The following is a 19,151-nucleotide window of genomic DNA, read 5'->3' as shown; positions in this document are numbered from 1 at the left end:
ACCTGCGGACGGGAAGCGCTCAGTCACGGGAGGAGATTCTCCGGCCACAGGAAGTACGGTCCGCACTTGGGACTCATGCGAAACTCTCTGCCCGCCGCCTTCCCCTTGGCGGGGTGATTCTGACGAGCAGCGAGCTCACAAGGGTTTCCGTCTTGGCGATGGCCGCGGATTATGAATATCGGTTAAAACGCACCAAGAAGCGGACTCACACTGCTTCCCGCAGGAGTTCGTCTTCGCAACGCCGGATGGCTGCGATGAGATTACGAAAGCTCGCGGAGCGGGCATTGTCGAGTTGCAGGTGTTTGCCGATTGCCCGAGACCCCGCGACCTTTTCGTAGCGATTGCGTGTCAAGGTTTTCAACTCTCGGCTGGGGCTGCCGAGTCCGTCCGGGGACCGGAACTTCCTGCTGTTCTGATGCCGAGTCAATCCGTCGATCTCGAGGGCTCGTTCGACAGCCTGCAGATCGGCCAGATAGAAAGCCTCGAGCTCTCGGCACGCAATGCGAACCAGGCATCGCGCAAACTTGCCGGACTTATCGCACAGATCGAGCAAACCTTGCTTCACCGCGGTGCAGTCGGGGTGACTGTCCTGATCGCGCAGTACGATGAAGCGAGCGCGTTCGTTCTGGTACGCACGAATCCGGCGAGTCAGTTGTTTTTCCAGATCCTGCTTGCCTTCGAACGGGATGCAGCGGAAACGGGTGTCTTCCTTCAGCATCCGGGGGAGCAGGGATTCCAGCATGGCTTTGGCCGACGGCTCTTCCAGTAGAAACACGAGTTCCCTCATCGCGGATCGACCCCGTCGAAGAAGCCCTGCTTCCACAGGTAGCCGAGTTGATCACCTTCAGCGACGTAAGCGGCAATTTGTGCATGGTCGCGCGCGCGATGAATCTCGGAGTAGCCCTGTTGCTTGACCAGCCAATACACCTCGTCGAGTTCGATGGCGTTCAGGAAATCCGGTGAATGCGTGGATACGAAAACCTGTCCGCCACGATTGGCGTAGCTACGGAATTCCTCCGCGAGTTCAGGCATCAACTGCGGATAAAGCTGGTTCTCCGGCTCTTCCACGCACAGCAAGGGGTGCGGCTTCGGATCGTGCAGCAGCACCAGATAGGCGAACATCTTGATGGTGCCGTCGGACACGTAGCGGTCGAGGAAAGGCGTCTTGAACGAGCCATCCTGAAAACGCAGCGTGAGGTAGCCATCATCCATCAGCTTGGGTTCGACCGAAGTCACGCCGGGTACCCGTTTGGTCATCGTCGCAAGGATTCTGCTGAAGATCTCGGCATGCTGCTCATGCAGGTAACGAGCGACCAAGGGTAGATTCTCGCCGGTCTCCGACAGGTGCTCCATTTCGCCCGATGCGTCCTTGCGCCCTCGCGCGGCGCTGATGTGGAAATCGGACACGTGCCAGTTCTCGATCAGGCTGCGGAAGGCATTGGCGGCTTTGAAACGCTCGAATTGCCCAAGACCTTTGATCGCAAGGGTGTCCGGCGCGACCCGCTGGGTTTCGCGGTCGAGTTCCTCGTCGGTCTTGTTGAAGTCTTCCTCGTTGGTGATCGCGTAGCCTTCGCCCTCGGCAAAGCTGAGGAAGTGGTAGGGACTTCCGTAGCGGCCGCGCTTGTATCGCAGCAGCTCCTTGCAGACCACCGGCAGCCCTTGCCGCTCACCGATTTCCAACGAGTACGTCACCAGCCGCTCGACGTCAGTGATCTCCATGCGGTACTGCAACTCGATGAGGATCGTGTCCTTCTTCGGATCGCAACCCCGGCTCAGCACTTCGCCGAAGCGGCCGCGCTTGTCGAGCGCTTGCCGGACATTGCCTTTCAGGCAGTCGTGCAGGAAGCCGAAGACATCGAACAACGTCGATTTCCCCGACCCGTTTGCGCCGACGACCACCAGAAAGGAAGGTATGTCCTTCAGGTGCACATTGCGGAAGGCCTTGAAGTTCTTGAGACGGATGGATTCGATTTTCATGAACGGACCTTGGACGGGCAGTGACGGTTATCGTCAGCCTTTCTGGCAGAACTCGTGGCTGCAGCTTGGTTTCGGATGCGTTTGGGCAGCACGCTGGCCGGTTCGCCTGCCTGTTGCAGACGGGCGTCGATGCAGCTCCGGGCGTGGCCTTCGGGCGTCATAAGCGGTGGGGTAGAAGGACAGACAGATCGGACTTTAACGCGAACGCCTGCGCTTTCCCCACTGCTGACACGAAGCCGTCCGGTACCCAGGCGCTGCCGTGCTGGATGCGTTCGGGTTCGGTGTCTTGGAGATGGCGCAGGCCCAAGATGGGCAGGAAGGGCGATGGTCGTTCTGACCAGCCGTTTCCCGGGACGCCTTGGATGAAAATCAACCATCAGATGGCTGAAAATCATCCACCGCGTGGACGATTCTCAGCGCCTTCTCCAGCCAGCCGAAGCCGATGTGTTCCTGCTCCAGGCGCAGGGACGGGCGGATGTGGTGGTTGCGCAGGTCTTCGTACAGGCCGCGTTCCTCGGCGCTGAGGCGCGAGACGTCGGCCGGGCGCGGGCTGTCTTCCCGGCCCCACAGCGCCTCATGTGCGAGCAGGGTGGCGCGGTCCATCAGCAGGGACTCGACATGGGCGAAGCGGGCGCGCAGCTGGGCGAGGATGGCGAAGCCGTTGGTGTCGATGTCGCCCCAGTAGTGGATCGGGCAGCGCTGCAGCCACTCGGCGCGCGCGAGGGCCTCCCAGCCGTAGCCGGCGCCGAAGATCACGATGGCCTTGTCGACGCGGGGGAAGGCGAGGAAGTTGGTCTCGTTCTCGGTGATGAAGACGCGCGCCACGTCGAGTCGCAGGCGGGCGAAGCTGTCGGCGTCGAGGGCGAGGTCGGGGCAGGGCGCGCCAGGCAGCAGGCCGAGCGCCGGGTCGAGGATGCGCAAGCGCAGCAGCACGGGCTTGTCCAGGAAGCCGTAGCGGGCGGCGAACTGCTGCGCGCCGGTGCGGCTCGGGTCGATCGCCGCCGCGGGCAGGGCGAGGTCGAGCAGCTCGGCGAGCACGCCGCGCTGGGATTCGATGAACTTGGTGTGGATGCCGGGCAGGTCGACCTGGCGCAGATACATGCCCGGGCGCGGGTGGGCCTGCAGCCAGGCCACCACGTCGAGCAGGCGCGACCACTCGGCGGCGAGTTCGAGCGCGCGCAGCGGGCGCTTGTGCAGCCAGGGCAGCAGCAGGGGCTGGCGTGCGGCAGTCTCGGCGTGCAGCGCACGAAAGCGCGCGTCCTCGGCGCGCTTGCCGATCCAGGCCAGGGCGTCGTCGAGGCGGTCGACCCAGGCGCTCGCGGGCAGGCGCTGGCTGCCCTGCACGCGGTGGCGGGTCTCCTGCCATTCGAGGCGCACATGGGGCGTGGCCGAGATCGCCGCAACCCAGGCGCGCACGGCATCGAAGTGGCGGGTGATGTCGTCCGAGGTTGGGGTCTTCAGGGTGAGTCGCAGCGGGAAGCGGCTGTGGCCTGCAGGTGGTCCCACGGCCGTGTACGCCGCGGCATCGGCCGGTAGCTCGCAAGGCTGAGCGCCAGAGCCCTCGCTCTCCTCCTCCGGCAAGCACGCGCACGGGGGGGCGCCGCTGTCCTGCGGCAGCCCCTCGCGCAGCAGCTCGCCGCGCTCCCACAGGCGCATCACCTGCGCCCTCAGGTCCTGCGCGGTGCTCCAGCTCATGATGCGGATGCGCCGCCGCCGGCGCGGGGCGCGGCCTGCGCCGCCGCCCGCATCTCGGCTTTCTGCGCGCGGTACTCCTCGATCGACAGGTTCCTCAGCTTCGAGGCGCTGCCGCCCTCGTTGTGCACGAAGCCGACGCTGGCGACGAAGGGCTCGATGATGTGGATCTTCTGCAGCGGGGTGACGATCAGCAGTTGCAGGTTGAGTTGCTCGAACAGGCGCAGGCCGTACTGCGCGGATTCGTCCGAGCCGCGGCCGAAGGCCTCGTCGATGACGACGAAGCGGAACGAGCGCGAGCGCACCGCGCCCCACTCCAGGCCGAACTGGTAGGCGAGGCTGGCGGCGAGGATGGTGTAGGCGAGCTTCTCCTTCTGCCCGCCCGACTTGCCGCCGGAGTCCGAGTAGTGCTCGTGCTCGCTGTCGTCCTCGCGCCAGCGTTCGCTGGCGGCGAAGAGGAACCAGTTGCGCACGTCGGTGACCTTGGCGGTCCAGCGGCGATCCTGGTCGGAGAGGCCCTCGCGGCCGCGGAAGCGGTCGATGATGCCCTTGACGCGCAGGAAGCGCGCCTCGGAATACTGCTCGTCGTCGCCCTCGCCCGCCCCGGTCAGCGCGCCCTCGGTGCAGGCGCGCAGCTCCTGCTGGAAGTCGCGGATCTCGGCGTCGGGGCTCGCCTGCGATTCAAGCACGATGTAGCGCCCGGGGTTGTAGTCGATCTCGCCGAGCGACTTGTTGATGTGGGCGATGCGCTCCTTGATGGTCTCGCGCTCGCGCGCGAGCTGGGCGTTGAAGTTGGCGATCTCGTTGATGGTGTTGACGTTGAGCAGCTCCTTGAAGCGGGCGAGGAAGCGCGGCAGGTCGTCGCGGTCGAGCTGCGCGAGCAGCTTCTCGTACTCGAAGCCGGCCTCCAGGCTGGCGTCGATCTCGGCGGTCTCGAGGGGAAACTGCTGCTTGAAGGCCGCCATCGCCTTGATGATCTTCTCGGCCAGGCGCTTGAGGCGGAGATCCTCGGCGTCGATGCGCGACTGCAGCGCGGTGCGCACCTCCTGCTCGCGGTTGTCGCAGGACTCGACGGTGAGCGGGTGCTCGCCGAGCACCTCGGCGCACAGGGCTTCCAATCGGGGGACGAGCTCCGGGTCGATCGGCGCGGCGTCGACGAGGGCGAGCGTGGCGGTGCGCAGCGCCTCGGCGTCGGCCTGGCGCTGCTCGACCTTGGCGCGGCGTTCGCGCGCGGCGCCGAGCTCGCGCTCGGTGTCGACACGGATCCGCTGCAGGTCGGCGAGCTGCTGGTTGAGTGTCTTGAGCAGGTCGGAGGCGGCTTCGAGCGCGCGGCGTTCGTCCTCCAGCGTGGCGATCGCGCCGGCGACACCGTGCCAGTCGAGCTCGTCGAAGGCGGTGAATTCTTCCAGGCGGGTGAGGGCGTCGAGGCGGCCGGCGAGGGTGCGGCGCTCGGCCTCGATGCGGCCGATCTGGCTGCCCACTTCGCCGAGGCGGGCTTCGAGCTGGCGGCGCTGGGCTTCCAGGGCCTCGATTTTGGCGGTGTTGCTCCAGCCCAGCACGTAGCGGCTGCGGTCGGCGATGGCGTGGCGGTCGTCCTTCTCGTGGCGGCCGCTGGGGTCCTTGATCTGGCCGGCGCGGGTGATCGCGCGCGTCTCGCGGCGGAACTGCTCCTGCGTGGCGCAGCAGGCGACGTCGAAGCGGTGGGCGAGCTCGCGTTCCAGCCAGTCGTAGTGCGGGCTGTCGGGCTTGATCGCGAGCTTGCGCACCAGCGAGTCGGGGTGCAGCGCGGGCAGCTCGCCCGCGCGCGGCGGGCGGACGTGGAAGTACACCAGGCGGCCGCGCAGGTGGTTGCCGTCCACCCACTCGGCGACCGCCTTGTAGTGCGCGTCGGGCACCAGCAGGGCGAGGCCGAAGCCGCGCAGCAGGCGCTCGGCGGCGCCCTCCCAGTCGCGCTCGTCCTCGCGCACCTGGAGCAGCTCGCCGGCGAAGGGCATGTCCTCGACGTCGATGCCGAGCGCGCCGCACAGCGCGGCGCGGATCTGGATCTGGCGGTCGTCGATGTTGCTGCGGCGACGTTTGAGGCTGTCGATCTCGGCGCTCAGCGCGTCGTACTCGAGCTTGCCCTGGCGCAGGGTGACGGCGTGCTCGGTGAGCGTGTTCTGCAGTTCGGCGTCGCGGTTGCGCGCCTCCTCTCGGCTGGCGGCGAAGTGCAGGCGCTGGCTGGCGAAGGCTTCGGCGTCGGCGGCCGCGGACGCGCCGAGCACCGCGGCGAGCTCGCCGTAGCGGCGTGCCTTGGCCAGGCGCGCGTCGCGCACCTGCTCCTGCTTGCGGATCTCGGCGGCGAGGCGCTCGAGGCGGTCGCCGCCGTTGGCGTTGATCGCCTGCTTGAGCGCGTCGATGCGGCCGGCCTGTTCCTCGCGCAGCGTGTCGAGGCGCATGACCTGGGCGTCGGCGCGCGCCCACTCCTCGGCGGCGAGTTCGAGGCGGTGGTCGAGCAGGGCCAGCTTGCGCGCGGCAAAGTGCGGCTGCAGCGCCTCGCGGCAGCGCCGCAGCGCGCTGATGTCGGCGGCGAGCGCGTCGTGGCGGTGGCAGTCGTCGACCAGCGGGCCCAGCAGGGAGACCTGGCGCTGCGCCTTGAGCACCGCCTGGTGGGCGCGGTCGAGGTCGTCGAAGTGGTCGATCAGGGCCTGGATGCGCGGGCCGACCTCGAAGGGCTCGAGCATGTGGTTGCGCACGAAGTCGGTGAGGTTGCCGACCGACTTCATCGACACGGTCTGGTGGAAGAGCTCGAGCGCCTGCTCGTTGTCGATGCCGAAGCGGCGGCGGAACCACGCTGCGTAGGGCGGGAAGCTGTCGAGCACCTCGGCCCCGGCGCCGCGCAGGCGTTTGCGAAGCTGCGTGATGTCGGGGCCGAAGCCGGAGAAATCGTCCGTGATCGACAGCGCGTGCTCGGCGCCGAGGTAGAAGCGCGCCGGCTGGCCTTGCGCCTCCTTGAACCAGAACACCTGGGCCAGGCTCACGGTCTGGTCGTAGCCGGCGTTGTGGAATACGCCGAGGATCACCGAGTAGCTGCCGGGCTCGCGCAGGCCGATCGGGCGCGCGGCGCCGGTGACCTCGTTGCGCTCGGACTTGTAGTGGCCGAGCACGTAGGAGCGCAGGCTGCGCTCGCGCGTGTCGGCGCCGGCGGCCTTGTTGTAGGCGATGCGCTGCGCGGGGACGAGCAGGGTGGTGATCGCGTCGACCAGGGTGGACTTGCCCGAGCCGATGTCGCCGGTGAGCAGCCCGTTGCGGCCGTCGAGCTGCAGCGTCCACACGTGGCGGTCGAAGGTGCCCCAGTTGAGCACCTCCAGGCGCTGCAGGCGGAAGCCGGACAGGGTGTCGTCGGCGACGAAGTCGAGGCCGAGGGATTGCGGGTCGTTCATGGGCTGCACCTGCGCTGCGCATACGCGCCATCGATGGCGCCGGCATCACGGCCCTTGCTCGCCGCCGCTCCTGGCAGGAAACCAAGCGGTCTGCGGCGCGCCCGTAGGAGCGCCCGTAGGAGCGACGCAAGTCGCGATTCGGCGGCTATTGCTGCGCCGGCGCGGATTCCCGGCGCTGAAATCGCGACTTGCGTCGCTCCTACGGGGGGGTGCTCGAAGGTTTCGGGGCTCATCGGACGGGGTTTCCTTGCGGTCGGCGAGGGCGGTGCGGTAGCCGGCGAGGCGGGCGCGCGGCGCCGGTGACCTCGTTGCGTTCGGACTTGCAGTGGCCGAGCACATAGGAGCGCAGGCTGTGCTCGCGGGTGTCGGCGCCGGCATCACCGCCCTTGCTCGCCGGTGGATCTGGCAGGAACCCACGCGGTCTGCGGCGCGCCTGTAGGAGCGACGCAAGTCGCGATTCGGCGGCTACCGCTGCGCCGGCGCGGATTCCCGGCGCTGCAATCGCGACGTGCGTCGCTCCCACAGGGGAAGGCTCGACGGTTTCAGGGCTCATCGGACGGGGTCTCCTTGCCATCGGCGAGGGCGGCGCGGTAGGCGGCGAGGCGGGCGTCGAAGTCGGCGAGCCACTGCGCGTCGACGAAGGCCTTGAGGATGCGGCGCACTTCAAAGCTGGCGGGCGCGGTGGCGCTGGCGCTGGCGGGCTTGAGGCGGGCGAGGAAGCCGAGCTCGACGACCTTGTTGATGTGGGTCTCGATCTGGTCGATCAGGCGTGCCTCGTTGGGGCCTTCGGGCAGGAACACGCGCACCAGCTCGACGATGTCGTCGCGCCCCAGCACCAGGCGGGTGTCGCCGCCGCCGGCGTCGAACTCGGCGAGCTTCTTGCGCAGCAGGGCGAGCAGCAGGCTCACCGGGTAGGACAGCGGCCGGCGCGCCACCAGGCGCGGCAGGCGCGGCGCCGGGTCGTCGTCGGCGGGCTCGGGGCGGCCGCGCAGGAAGGCGTAGCCCTCGGCCTCGTCGAGCACCAGCTCGAGGGCGAGCACGGCGACGTATTCGCGCACCCGCGCCTGCAGTTGCAGCAGGCCGGACCACTGGCGTTCGTCGGCTTCGCGGTAGAGCACGCCCTTGAGCAGGCCGATGAGCAGCACCGAGAGGTCGGGTGCGGCGGCGGGGCCGGGCGGCTCGGCCGGGCTGGGGGCGAGGTCTTCGTCGTCCATCGAGTGCTTCATCGGTTGGGGATTGTCAGCTTGCGCCTCGGGGCGCGCAAATCGATCGAGTGAGCGCATGGATTGTCGCCCTGTCGGGTCGGCATGTTCCTCATCCTGCCCGCCCTGTGCAAGCATCTGATCCGATGCCCGGCTTGGTTGCGCGTGCGCGCGCTCAGCGCATGAAGATCACCCGCGGCAGGCGGGCCTTGCGGGTGACCATGGCGCCGTCGGCGGCGCTCGCCTGCCATTCGATCGGCTCGGGGGTGGCCTCGTCGACGGTGGTGGTGAAGGCGTCGCTGCCGAGCTGCAGGTAGGCGATCAGCTCGGCCAGGCCCTGCTCCAGCGGCTGCGCGGCGACCAGCGCGGCGAGCGTGACCTGGGCGCGGTCCTGCAGGGCGTGGCGGATGTGGCGGGCGAGGCGTGCCTTGTCCACCGTGACCTGCTCGAAGAGCGCGTGCGGGTCGACATCCTCGTCGCCGGCCTCGACGCGCAGCGCGGCGATCGCCGGCCGGGTGGGCGGGGTGTGCAGCGGGCGCTCCAGCGCCAGCTCGATCGCCGCGCCGGGCAGGGCGATCTCCATCACGGGGCCGGGCGGCGGCGCGGCGCGCAGGGCGAGCGCCTTGCTCTCGATGCCGTGCAGCAGGTCCATGATGCGGCGGTTTTCCAGCCACGCCTGGTCGTCGAGGAAGCGGCGCAGCTGCTGCGACAGCTGCGCCACCGTGCGCTGGGTGTGCTCGCCCGCCTCGAGCCAGTCGTAATGCACGCGGCGGGTGCGGGCGTCGGGGTTCAGCTCGGCCACCGCGGGCAGGGCGAGCACCTGGTCGAGCAGGTCGCTGAGTTCCTCCTGGCGCCGGCTCGACAGCAGGAAGTCCCAGAAGGCACGGAAGCTGCGCCCCTGGTCGGAGTCGGCGATGGCGTCGCGTTCGCCCATGATCTGTTCGAGCAGCGCGCCCTTGCTGCCCTCCCACAGCGCGATGCGCTCGCGCACGCGGCGGTCGAGCTGGCGGAAGTTGTGCTCGACCTCGCGGAAGTCGGCGAGCAGCTCGCGTGCGCCCTGCATGAACTGCTGGAAGCGGTCCTTGAGCGCGGTGTCGTCGAGCAGCGGGATGTCGCCGGCGAGCACGCGCGCCATCTCGGCGTCGATCTCGTCGCGCTTGCGCTGCAGCTCGGCGATGCGGCGCGCGGGGTCGGTCTCGCTGCCCTCGCCCATCTGCTTGAGCAGGGCGAACAAGGTGAGCAGGCGCGACTCGGTGCCGACGAACTGGCGCTCGCTCAGCTGCGCCAGCCAGGCGAGCGCCTTCTCTGTGGCCGGGGTGAGGTCGAACTGGGCCTCGTCGGTGCCGGGCCTGTAGTACTTGCGCAGCCAGCCCTTGTCGGCCGCGGCCCAGTCGTTGAGGTAGTCGAGCGCCGGCTTGGGGAAGGCGTCGTCGCCGCGCAGCAGACGCAGCGCGTAGAGCTCGTCCTCGAGCGCCTCGGCGAGGTCCGCCGCCGCCATGCCGCGCACGTTGGGGGCGACGAAGACGCGGTGCAGGAAGCTCGCCACCAGCGCCGCGTGGTCCGAGCGCAGTAGCCGCCACGCGGGGTGGTGGCTGCGCAGGGTGTCGAGGGTGGTGAAGTCGAGGGGCATGGACTGCGGAGGTCAGCGTGAATGGAGGACGTCGCTTACCAGACGCGTTGAGCTCCGTAGCGGTCCATGACCTGGTCGGCGCTCAGCAGCGGCATCGCGTCTTCCAGGGCCTGCGCGACGATCAGGCGATCGAATGGATCGCGGTGATGGAAGGGCAGGCGTGCGACGCGATCGGCATGGCGGACCGAGATGGGCAGGATGTCGAAGCGGTTGCGGGACAGTTCTCGATCCATGAATGCTGCAAGCGGTTCGGGCAAGCGGTACTTGCCGATGCTGATCTTGATCGCGATTTCCCAGTAGCTGGCCGGGCTGACGAAGACCTCGGTCTCCGGACTGCGGATCAACTCCCGTGCAGTGCCCGACAAGGCCGGGTCGTCGAGCAGAAACCACAGCAGGGTATGGGTGTCGAGCAGGGCCTTCAAGGCATGTAGTCCTTGAAGTCGACCAAGTGGTCGTCATCGTCCGCGACAATCTCCAGCTTGCCGCGGGCACTGCCCGGCTCGCGAAATTCGCGCGGCGTAGCGGTGGTTTCAGCAGGCTTCACGCCATAGCGCTGTTCGAGAAACTCGATGAAGTCGAGCGCCTCGCGAGCCGCTTCATCCGGCAGGCGCTGGCTGTGTCGATAGATGGCTTCTGCAAGGTTCATGTGAATAGCTCCCGCGCTGGATTCTCGCACACGCTGAAGGGTCGAACACGAGCGCCTTCCTTTTGAACCGTTCCGTTTTTGGAAACGGTTGCGAGGCGTCGTCGCCCGCCACGTTTCCCGCCTTCCTATTCGTAATGCGACCACATCCTCAGCACGCGAACCACGCGCTCCTCGGCGAAGACCTCATAGACCAGGCGGTGCTGGATGTTGATCCGGCGCGAGTAAGCCCCGGCAAGATCACCCACGAGCTTTTCGTAGGGCGGAGGCTTCTGGAAGGGATCCTTCGCCAGGATCGCAAGCAAGTCCTTGGCTTTCGACTTCAGGCCGGCTACCGCCAGTTTCTTCGCGTCCTTCCGGGCGTACTTCGAGAACACGAGCTGCCAGCTCACCAGTCGAGCTCCCGGGCGCTCTCGTCAAGCGGCTCGGCCATGCCCTCCTTGATGGACTCGCGCATCCCCGGAATGGAAAGCAGGTGAAGCGTTTCCTGGATGGCCTGCCAGTCCTCCGCGGAGAGCAGGACGGCGCTCGTGCGCTTGCCCGCGATGTGGATGGGCTGATGGGACTCTGCGGCCTGATCGATGAGGCGGTACAGGTTGGCCCGTGCTTCGGAAGCGGTGAGCGTGGTCATTGCGGGTCTCCGTCGATGCGGCTAACGTACGCGTTAGCGTACGTGGCGTCAATCCTGGCGTTCGTTCGAGGGTCGCAAGTTCCCGTTTAATGCTGCCCCTTCCAGGCCAAGGCCCTCACATCTGCCGCTTGATCCGCATCGCCAGCGCGCCGACGCCGATGAAGGCGACACCCATGAGGACCAGGGAGATCGGCCAGCCGAGCGAGTCCACGAAGTGCCGGGCGGTGAAGTGGCTGATGAAACCGAGCATCGCGAGCACCGTGGTCAGGAGCAGCGCGCGACTCTGCAGCAACACGCAGACGTAGAGCATCGCCGCGGTGACGGCGAAATAGAGCAGTTCGACCGGGGTCTGGCGCAGCAGGTCGAAGAGGCCGCTGTAGGCGAGCGCCGAGCCGATCAGGTAGCCGAGACCGGATAGCCGGAGCTGCCGCCCGTCCTTGTGCAGGCCGTAGGCGGCCGACATGACCGAGGCGCCGGTCAGTAGCGCCGCCCAGTCGGCCGCGGCGGCGATGGCGACGCGGTCGAACAGGCCGGCGTTGAACCAGCACAGCGCGATCAGGTAGGCAAACTCGGCGAGGCTGCGCTGCGGCGATCCTTCCAGCCCGCTGGCGACGAGCAACAGCGAGGCGCCGAGGACGAGCGCGCTGAAGCCCGCCGGCACGTCGAGCAGGTCGAGGCCGACCGCCAGAAAGCCGTAGACGAAGCACAGGGCGGTGAAGGCGAGCACGCTCGACGCGTACTGGCGGAACAGCAGGCCCTGATGAATCGCCATCGTGCCGAAGACGGCGAGCGCGGCCAGCCGCCAGTCGTTGCCGCGCGGAAAGAGCTCGTGGATGAACACGAACCAGCCGTTCGTCAGCATGAACGCCGTCGCCAGCGTCAGTGGCAGGACGAGCCTGGGAAACTTCCTCTCGTGCAGCGCCGAGACCAGCACGACCAGCAGCGCATAACCTACGCCGAGGGTGACGACGATCCGCATGACGCTGCCCATGCGGTTCCAGAACATGCCGATGTAGGTGCCGATGCCGGCGAGGATGAAGATCGCGCCGAGATAGATGAAGAGCGTCCGTGCAATCTCGCCGCTGCTGCGTTTGGGCGCCGTGGTCGCGAGCAGGGTCGGATCGCGGTATACCGCAGCGACTTCAGCCGGCGAGATGTCATGGGCACGCATCAGCTCGGCGATCCTGCCGAGCGCACTGGTCTTGTCATGCACCGCGCGGCTGCCGAACAGCGCCGCGGCCAGCGGCCAGCCCCACCAGCCGCCGGCGAGGACGATCAGCACGATCAGCAGTAGGAGCCAGGTCACGGCAGCACCCAGCCGACGAAGCGGACAGCGTTGCCGTAGTAGGCGCCTTCGGTTTCGGGCAGTCGGATGCTGCGCCCGTCCTTGACGAGTTCGGCGTGGACCCGGTAGCGCGAAGAACCGAGGAACAGGCCGTCGAAGACCTTTCCGCCGTAGCCATCGGCGCCGCTGCTGAACCTGTAGCCGTCGGGCGCCAGGCTCGACGAATCGACCCTGAGCCCGGCGAGGTCGGGGACGTCGATGGGCGTTACGCTCGGTGTCTTCTCCGCCTCGACCGGGCGCCCGCTGTTGGGGGCGAGGCCGGGCGGCAAGGGCAGCGCGATTTCCTTCACCGCGCCGGTCTTCGGATTGAAGCGCCACAGCCGCGGGGTCTGGTAGGGCTGCGTGTTGCCGACGTAGCTGACCTGCACGCGATCACCGACGACCGCGATCCGGATCGCGTTGTGCGGGTTGTTGTGGAAGTTGTAATGGGTCGCGTACAGCACCTCGTACTGCGCCGGTGCGACCAGCAGGACGGGAATGCCCGAGATGGCGAGGAAGACCGCGACGAGCAGCAGCGGCAGGCCGAGCCCGAAGGCGATGGTCGGGTTGTCGCGGATGAATTGTTTCATGCAGGTCGCTCCGGTCCCGGTGGCTTGGGGGCATGCTAGTCCGAGCGCGTGAGCATAGCAGCGGGATCGCGGGGGCGTTTGGTGCCGCGGAAGCTCGGTCTTCGCCACTGGTTCGCCCTTGTGCGAGCGTATCCGTATGGACACACATGCCGGCATGAACACTTTCCTGCGCACCGACGATTTCGACGCCTGGCTTGCCGGCTTGAAAGACAACGTGGCTCGAGCCCGCATCGTCCACCGTATCCGCTCTGCCGAGCATGGAAATCTTGGTGACTGTGAGCCGGTAGGCGAAGGCGTTTCGGAAATGCGCATCCACGTCGGCCCTGGGTATCGCGCTTACTACACGCGACGTGGGGCTGTGATCTATCTGCTTCTGCCGGGCGGGGAAAAGTCGTCGCACAAGCGCGACATCAAACGTGCCATCGAGATGGCGCGGGCTTTGGACAAGGAGTGAACGATGGTCAAGACCGCCAGCTTTGATGCTGCCGATTACCTGAACGACGAGCAAACCATCGCGGAGTATCTGACGGCCGCCCTGGAAGACCCAAACCCTGATGTGTTTCTCGCTGCCGTCCGCGACGTTGCGCGCGCCCGCGGCATGGCGCAACTCGCCAAGGATGCGGGTCTTGGCCGTGAGAGCCTGTACAAGGCGCTCACGCCCGGCGCGAAGCCTCGCTATGACACAGTGCTCAAGCTGCTTCATGCTCTGGGCGTGAAGATCACCGCAACGCCAGTCCATTCTTGAGACTTGCGCTAGCGTCGGCCACCGCGCCCGAGCAGTCGATCGACAGAACCGCCTGCAGTCTCCCTCCGAGCTTTAATCTCTGACGGTCGAACGTCAGGCAAGTTTCAGATCGAGTCGGTGGCTCGAACGAAGATGCCTTCGTGGTCCGAACGACGGCAACGGGCCGGACTGGGACATCTGCACTCACCGAGAGCGACAAGGTCGTCACGCGTCAGGTACATGTCATAAAGGCGATCAGGCATGCGCTCGGGAGCCCAGTCAGGGCAAGCCTTCCCGTCTGTAGCAGCCAAAAGAAAAGGGCGGGGAACCCATCGGATTCGCCCGCCCTTCCTGGCCGTCTGCCAATAATTGGCTAGCCATTTGCCAGTTTATGGTCGCCGCTACAGGTTGTAGCGGAGGGCATAAATTGGCAAACAGCCCCCTTGATCTACAAGCGTCCCACCCAGTTTGCTCTTCAATTATTGGCGGAGATGTCGGCATAAATTGGCAAGCCGACTTTTCAGCCAGTGCAGGCCAAGAAAAGTGTTTAAAAATATATGGTTATGAGTATAGCTGAGAGGGTCGAGATTGCAAGCCGTTCCCTTGGCTCGACCGACCGCAGAACAGAAGGCGCCCCCCGGCCACGCGTTACGGGTGATTTCTCACTGCCTGACGTAAGAGCGGCGGATCGTCTCCAAGGCCGAGCCGCGAAGGTCTGCGGCGCATGTCAGACGAGCGATCTGGGTCACGAGGTCTCCCTCGTAGTCTTGTGGCTGCCAGATGAAGGCCTGTCCCTGGCAGCGGGCCAGCACCGTGCCCGTCATGCCGAGCGGTTCGCCGAGCGTGCAGAGGGCGACTTCTTCGGTTCGCTCGAGCATTGGTGGTGGCAACAAAAATGTAACGGCAGGCATAGATTGGAAAACCAATCTCGTGCCGCGTTCCGCCCATAAATGTCATTAATACGCCCTTACGGCAGCTGCTTCGCAAATAAATCGCGACTTCAGCATGGCCCAAGGTAAATCGTTGGGCATTGATCTATAGCGTTTAACAACGGTTGTCCTCCGTGGCCGTTGTGCGGCCCTCCCGTTTGCGGCTCATATTGCACCGATGAACGCGGCTAGCGTTCTCTCGATCGGTGCGATGTCGTTACGGTCCATCAGCGCCGCGTAAATGTCGCCTCCGAGGTCGGCCGGCATCTTCGAGCCGGCCTCGCGAACGATGAGCACGTTGCGCTTGCCCTTGAGTCCGCTGAAGTAGCCGGCCTCGAACACGACGTTGTCGCGCGGCACCGACTGGTGGGCCTCGCTCGGGTTGGCGAGATCGTCATCCTTGGTGAACAGGAAGATGCCGGCAATCGAGCGGGAAGCTGCCTCCTCGATCTGGTCGATGATCGTGCGGCCCGGGATGAAGTCGCTCTGCCAATCCAGCACGCTCGCGTTTTGGCTCGCCAGGTAGCGTTTGATCTGCGCCGCCGTCGACGCTGAGCTGCTGCAGTAGCCCAGGAAGATGTCGCGGCGTTCGCGGAGCTGGTCGGTCCAGTATTTGAAGGGGACCAAAAATTCGTCGGTGTGCAGCCAACCGACCCCTGCGTCGGCTGGAAACTGGCCGACGTAACCGCCGAAACTGCCGTCGAAGACCACCCGCCGCAGCACGTCCCGTTGCACCAGCACCAGGGTGGGCAGGCCCAGGGTTCGGGTAAGCGCGCCCTCGTAATGGTTGAACTCGGTCGGCAGCAGCACGTCCTGGCCGTCACCGTCACGAAAACGCCAGCGCGGCATCCCGAGCACGGCTGCCCCCACGCAGCGGCGCGCGATCTCGTCGGCATCGCGCGGATTCCAGGCCTTGGCTGAAGCAAGCCCGGACTGGCCCCTTGGGTTCGTGAAGATCTCGGGCGTGAAGCCGAGCTTGGCGATCTCGTCGACGATGCCCCACTTGAGGGCATTGAGGTTCGGCGGCAGCCATGGGTCGGCGGGGAGGCTGACGTAGATACGGCGCGTGACACTCATGACATCGGGCCTCCCTGGCTGCTTGGTCTCCCCGCTGGCGATATCCTTGGAGAGCCCGGTTGCGCGAGGTATTCGCACCACCACCTTGCCTTTCGGGCGTGTGTGCCGGCGACACATATCCCTTGAATTCGGGGCGCCTCTTGTCTACTTATAGTTCAGCGCCGAGGCTAGCTGAAAGGCGAAGAACGATCAGGGGGAAGCGTGGCCAAGAACTACTACGGATGCATCCCGATCATGGCATGGCTGCTGTGCCACTATTTCTACAGCCGCGACCACTACGTCTGGGTTGCAGAGAGGTATTACCCCTATCGCCTTCCCAACCCGCGTTCATCGAATCCGCATCGGATTTACGAAGACCTCTATGAACCCTGGATGGATGCCGACAACTTCGACAAGTACATCTCGCAAACCAGGTTGAGCTTGCGCAATGGCGTTGAATCCAAGGAGAAAGCGGGCGCGATCACGTCGGGCGACGCTACGAGGCTCAAGAAGATTTGCGACAAGATCGAGGTGGCCTTCTTCTGTCCTATCGTCCTGCGCCTGGACATCGATCAGATTGACGGGGCACGGCTAGAGACGGCGGGATCCGGTGCGAGCGTGGGCTCGCATGAGTTCCTCATCCGTGATCTGCACGAGAACGAATTCGACATCCTCTTTCTCGACGTCGTCCAAGATCCAGCCGTTAAGCAACTCGTCGCGGATGAGATTGCCGGGACATCCCGAGGAACCGCTCCTGCCGATGCGATGGATCTGCTCGAACAGCGGCTGCTACCGTGACGAGGGCTTGACGATGCAACAATACGACACACCGTTTCGATCATTGGACGACCGGCAACTGGCTGCACTTCGATACGATCCGAGTGGTGAAGCCCGCAGTGCTTACATAGATGGACTTGGCGCGCTCTTTGACATTCTTTGTGAGGACGGTGATCGGCCGGTCAAGCCCGTGATCCGGTATCTACACCCTGCAGGATTCGCCTACCAGCAGCAGATTCGCTCAGTCGCTGGGAGCGTTCTGTCGGTTGATCCAGGCATCGCCACGGTTCTAACCGAGAACCTGAACGTTGCACTCGATCTTTACGAGGAATGCCGAAGCCCTCACCGTACTTCTGCGGCCCATGCGTCTCAGCTGGCTGCCAGCTTTGTCGACGCCGTGCTGGCGGAGTATCGGATGCTGAGGTAACGGCGAGTTGGGGTTGCCGATACTGCTCAAACGTCTTCATACTGGTTCGACGTCACGTCGATAGGTACGGTGCCAATCCCAAAGGTCGCAGGTAGCCGAGTCGTGAGCGAGCAGACTCCTGAAGCTCGCCACGATCTCGGAACATTGACGCTCATACAGGCGCGCTCAAGCGGAAAGGGTCTTGCCCGAGCGCTCTACCATCACCCGTTCGGCAGCGGCACCGCCTTCTCGGTACCAAGGTTATCCGCCCACGCCTGCACAGCCCAGTGATCGACGAGGAGCCCTGCATCGACGTCGGCGAGGGCCTCTTGGGTCAGGCGGTCGCGCCTCGCCTCTTGGGCGATCCGGGTCGAAGCCGCCGGATGCATGATCGAGCTGGGTGAGTGTTCACGCCTTTGGGACATTTGGCCGACCTTGTCCGTAAGTGGGAGCGGAACGTGTGCGCTGGGCGTTTTGGATGATGTCTTCGTCATTTTAAGCCTCACGGATGGGGCGCAAGCATGTGGCAGATGTCTTCCCGCTGCCGTTTTCGAAGGTGGCTCTGAACTATCGAGCAACATTCGCGCTCAGGGATTCGATCTGGTCCGGCATGGGGTGGGCGACGACGACGGCGGATAACCTGTCAAGCCGGTCGTCGGCCGTCTGATCGCGTCGATGCTGCTCCGAGATTGCACCCTCTGGGTAGTGTTCTGAAGTGTGTGCAGAAAGGTCTCTGGTGTCAGTGTCGAGGGCCTGTGGCCTTGAGGCGCTCGGCCATCTCGTGGGTGACATCGCGTGTGTCGTCGATGCCGTTGAGCTACGTCCCGGCGCGCCGACAGTGCAGAAGCGATGTTCGCCGAGAGGAGCCGCTAGAAGCCGATCACGGGATGTTGTTGCCGCCGTGTAGACCAAGGCTGCGGCGAGAAGGTGGAGATCGGCAAGTGGCCGGATTGATACCTCCGGACTTCCCAGCGGGACCGCGAACCATATGTCAGCGTCTCGACCCGACCCCAAAGAGCCGTTCATCCATACGCCGCAAAGCAGTCTGTCATGCTCCGAAACCCAAGGCATCCAGCGGGCTAACCGTTCCTTCCGCAGCCACCTTCAGCACATGCGTGTAGATCATGGTGGGAGACACATCGCTGTGCCCGAGAAGCTCCTGCACCGTGCGCAAAAAAGGCGTGCCGGGTTTCACGGGAACTTTATACTTGTGTTTTTAAACAGTGTGTAGAGCTCCGACCCAGACTCCAAGCCACTTTGAGGAGGAAGCCGTGTCCAGAATGTCCCGCATCGTCCAGCTTATCCCGCAAGTTTTGCGGTCTAAATTACGTTAGACCTCATATGCCAAACGAAGCGCTCGCTCGGAAAATTTACTCCCTACAGAATAAGATCGTTCGCGAGTTGAACAACGCGCACATCTTTCTAGAGCAAGCTCAACCCCTGCTTGAGGAGGCTCGCGCGAGGTATGAAGGCAGCAAATCAACGTCGGATCGACGTTACTACGTGCCATCCATCGACAGGAAGAAATCCGCAAGACGGACTGACGCTGAACTCAAAGAGATATACGACCACTACACATCCAGTGGTCTGTTTGAGGCGTTCTTGGTCAGTTCTGTGTCGCAGTTTGAGTCCTTCCTTGCGGATGTCCTTATTGTTTTCCTGGAGCATTACCCGCAACGCATTACAGAAACGGTACAGGGAATCCCCGCTTGCCCCGGCGTTTCGGCAAAGGACCTTATGGCCGCGGAAGACAAGGAAGAGTTGGTTCAGCGCGTACTTTCAGATCACGTGGAAAACGTTTTCCGACAGCGGCCAAGCCTTTACATGGCCTACCTTGCGAAGCTCGTGAGTGTCAAAAATGATCCCAGCTTCGCTGACTACTTTGAAGTTGCGGCAACCCGTGACCTCGTAGTGCATAACAACAACGTCGTTAACGCGCTCTATCTGGAGAAGTCAGGCACGAAAGCGCGAGGAGCCATAGGTGACAAGCTCTCTGTCGACGAGTCGTACTACTACTCTGCGCTCGCAAAGCTGAAGAAAGTTTCTGGCGCCATCAAACGAGATGTAGAGAAGAAATATGGAAAATCCGACGAAGAGGTCTAACCCATCATTGCAGCGGACCGCCTTCGGTGGCCGCTGAATTCCAAC

The 19,151-nt window shown here is 64.9% G+C and carries 20 protein-coding genes; 5 read left to right on the top strand and 15 right to left on the bottom strand.

Features of this window, described 5'->3' with window-relative positions:
* Window positions 1-205: 205 nt before the first annotated feature.
* The 12 genes from TMZ1T_RS20370 to TMZ1T_RS00175 all read right to left on the bottom strand — a co-directional run bounded on the left by TMZ1T_RS20370 (window position 206) and on the right by TMZ1T_RS00175 (window position 13,111).
* A complete protein-coding gene (locus TMZ1T_RS20370; RefSeq protein WP_012584210.1) occupies window positions 206-787 on the bottom strand; it encodes a DUF4276 family protein in 582 nt (193 codons plus the stop codon).
* On the bottom strand, window positions 784-1,977 hold the full coding sequence (locus TMZ1T_RS00225; protein WP_012584209.1) for an AAA family ATPase: 1,194 nt from the start codon (window positions 1,975-1,977) through the stop codon (window positions 784-786). Before TMZ1T_RS00225 ends, TMZ1T_RS20370 begins: the two co-directional genes overlap by 4 nt.
* Window positions 1,978-2,346: 369 nt before the next feature.
* On the bottom strand, window positions 2,347-3,672 hold the full coding sequence (locus tag TMZ1T_RS00220) for a DUF3322 domain-containing protein (RefSeq protein WP_012584208.1): 1,326 nt from the start codon (window positions 3,670-3,672) through the stop codon (window positions 2,347-2,349).
* Window positions 3,669-7,091 carry an ATP-binding protein gene (locus TMZ1T_RS00215; RefSeq protein ID WP_012584207.1) on the bottom strand — a complete coding sequence of 1,141 codons (3,423 nt, stop codon included), beginning with the start codon at window positions 7,089-7,091 and terminating at the stop codon, window positions 3,669-3,671. Before TMZ1T_RS00215 ends, TMZ1T_RS00220 begins: the two co-directional genes overlap by 4 nt.
* Before the next feature lie 542 nt (window positions 7,092-7,633).
* Entirely contained in the window at window positions 7,634-8,305 is a 672-nt protein-coding gene (locus tag TMZ1T_RS00210) for a DUF4194 domain-containing protein (protein WP_041589727.1), read from the bottom strand.
* Window positions 8,306-8,468: 163 nt separating this feature from the next.
* On the bottom strand, window positions 8,469-9,923 hold the full coding sequence (locus tag TMZ1T_RS00205; protein ID WP_012584205.1) for a DUF3375 domain-containing protein: 1,455 nt from the start codon (window positions 9,921-9,923) through the stop codon (window positions 8,469-8,471).
* A gap of 35 nt (window positions 9,924-9,958) precedes the next feature.
* Window positions 9,959-10,345: a type II toxin-antitoxin system VapC family toxin gene (locus TMZ1T_RS00200; RefSeq protein ID WP_012584204.1), complete on the bottom strand. Its 387-nt coding sequence runs from the start codon at window positions 10,343-10,345 to the stop codon at window positions 9,959-9,961.
* The gene (locus TMZ1T_RS00195) at window positions 10,342-10,569 is read right to left on the bottom strand and encodes a DUF2281 domain-containing protein (RefSeq protein ID WP_012584203.1); all 228 of its coding nucleotides are present in this window, start codon (window positions 10,567-10,569) and stop codon (window positions 10,342-10,344) included. The genes TMZ1T_RS00200 and TMZ1T_RS00195 overlap by 4 nt, the downstream gene beginning before the upstream one ends.
* Window positions 10,570-10,694: 125 nt before the next feature.
* Window positions 10,695-10,958 (bottom strand): Txe/YoeB family addiction module toxin, encoded by a 264-nt coding sequence (locus TMZ1T_RS00190; RefSeq protein WP_012584202.1) that lies wholly within the window; start codon window positions 10,956-10,958, stop codon window positions 10,695-10,697.
* The gene (locus tag TMZ1T_RS00185; protein WP_012584201.1) at window positions 10,955-11,197 is read right to left on the bottom strand and encodes a type II toxin-antitoxin system Phd/YefM family antitoxin; all 243 of its coding nucleotides are present in this window, start codon (window positions 11,195-11,197) and stop codon (window positions 10,955-10,957) included. The genes TMZ1T_RS00190 and TMZ1T_RS00185 overlap by 4 nt, the downstream gene beginning before the upstream one ends.
* A 115-nt stretch (window positions 11,198-11,312) precedes the next feature.
* Window positions 11,313-12,503, bottom strand: a complete 1,191-nt coding sequence (locus TMZ1T_RS00180) for a hypothetical protein (protein WP_012584200.1) — start codon at window positions 12,501-12,503, stop codon at window positions 11,313-11,315.
* Window positions 12,500-13,111 (bottom strand): hypothetical protein, encoded by a 612-nt coding sequence (locus TMZ1T_RS00175; RefSeq protein WP_012584199.1) that lies wholly within the window; start codon window positions 13,109-13,111, stop codon window positions 12,500-12,502. Before TMZ1T_RS00175 ends, TMZ1T_RS00180 begins: the two co-directional genes overlap by 4 nt.
* Window positions 13,112-13,265: 154 nt before the next feature.
* Between TMZ1T_RS00175 and TMZ1T_RS00170 the strand changes: the two genes are divergently transcribed.
* Window positions 13,266-13,565 carry a type II toxin-antitoxin system RelE/ParE family toxin gene (locus TMZ1T_RS00170; protein WP_041589583.1) on the top strand — a complete coding sequence of 100 codons (300 nt, stop codon included), beginning with the start codon at window positions 13,266-13,268 and terminating at the stop codon, window positions 13,563-13,565.
* Between the two features lie 3 nt (window positions 13,566-13,568).
* The gene (locus TMZ1T_RS00165) at window positions 13,569-13,856 is read left to right on the top strand and encodes an addiction module antidote protein (protein ID WP_012584197.1); all 288 of its coding nucleotides are present in this window, start codon (window positions 13,569-13,571) and stop codon (window positions 13,854-13,856) included.
* Window positions 13,857-14,497: 641 nt separating this feature from the next.
* Here the strand turns inward: TMZ1T_RS00165 and TMZ1T_RS00160 are convergent.
* On the bottom strand, window positions 14,498-14,713 hold the full coding sequence (locus TMZ1T_RS00160; RefSeq protein WP_012584196.1) for a hypothetical protein: 216 nt from the start codon (window positions 14,711-14,713) through the stop codon (window positions 14,498-14,500).
* 216 nt (window positions 14,714-14,929) lie between these two features.
* A complete protein-coding gene (locus TMZ1T_RS20185; RefSeq protein ID WP_012584195.1) occupies window positions 14,930-15,841 on the bottom strand; it encodes a nucleotide-binding protein in 912 nt (303 codons plus the stop codon).
* 201 nt (window positions 15,842-16,042) lie between these two features.
* Here TMZ1T_RS20185 and TMZ1T_RS00150 point away from each other — a divergent pair, with 201 nt between their 5' ends.
* Together TMZ1T_RS00150 and TMZ1T_RS20920 are read left to right on the top strand one after the other, a co-directional pair.
* Window positions 16,043-16,618: a hypothetical protein gene (locus TMZ1T_RS00150; RefSeq protein WP_012584194.1), complete on the top strand. Its 576-nt coding sequence runs from the start codon at window positions 16,043-16,045 to the stop codon at window positions 16,616-16,618.
* Window positions 16,619-16,631: 13 nt separating this feature from the next.
* Window positions 16,632-17,024, top strand: a complete 393-nt coding sequence (locus tag TMZ1T_RS20920) for a hypothetical protein (protein ID WP_144312128.1) — start codon at window positions 16,632-16,634, stop codon at window positions 17,022-17,024.
* Window positions 17,025-17,224: 200 nt separating this feature from the next.
* Here TMZ1T_RS20920 and TMZ1T_RS00145 read toward each other — a convergent pair whose 3' ends face one another.
* The gene (locus TMZ1T_RS00145; protein ID WP_261789105.1) at window positions 17,225-17,428 is read right to left on the bottom strand and encodes a CopG family ribbon-helix-helix protein; all 204 of its coding nucleotides are present in this window, start codon (window positions 17,426-17,428) and stop codon (window positions 17,225-17,227) included.
* A 976-nt stretch (window positions 17,429-18,404) separates the two neighbouring features.
* On the opposite strand from TMZ1T_RS00145, the gene TMZ1T_RS00140 reads away from it, so the two are divergent.
* Window positions 18,405-19,106 (top strand): hypothetical protein, encoded by a 702-nt coding sequence (locus TMZ1T_RS00140; RefSeq protein ID WP_144312127.1) that lies wholly within the window; start codon window positions 18,405-18,407, stop codon window positions 19,104-19,106.
* Window positions 19,107-19,151 lie beyond the last annotated feature (45 nt).

Source organism: Thauera aminoaromatica (genome assembly GCF_000021765.1).
Lineage (GTDB): Bacteria > Pseudomonadota > Gammaproteobacteria > Burkholderiales > Rhodocyclaceae > Thauera > Thauera aminoaromatica.
The sequence above is the reverse complement of the archived record's forward strand: the minus strand, read 5'-3'. Positions and strand labels throughout refer to the sequence as shown.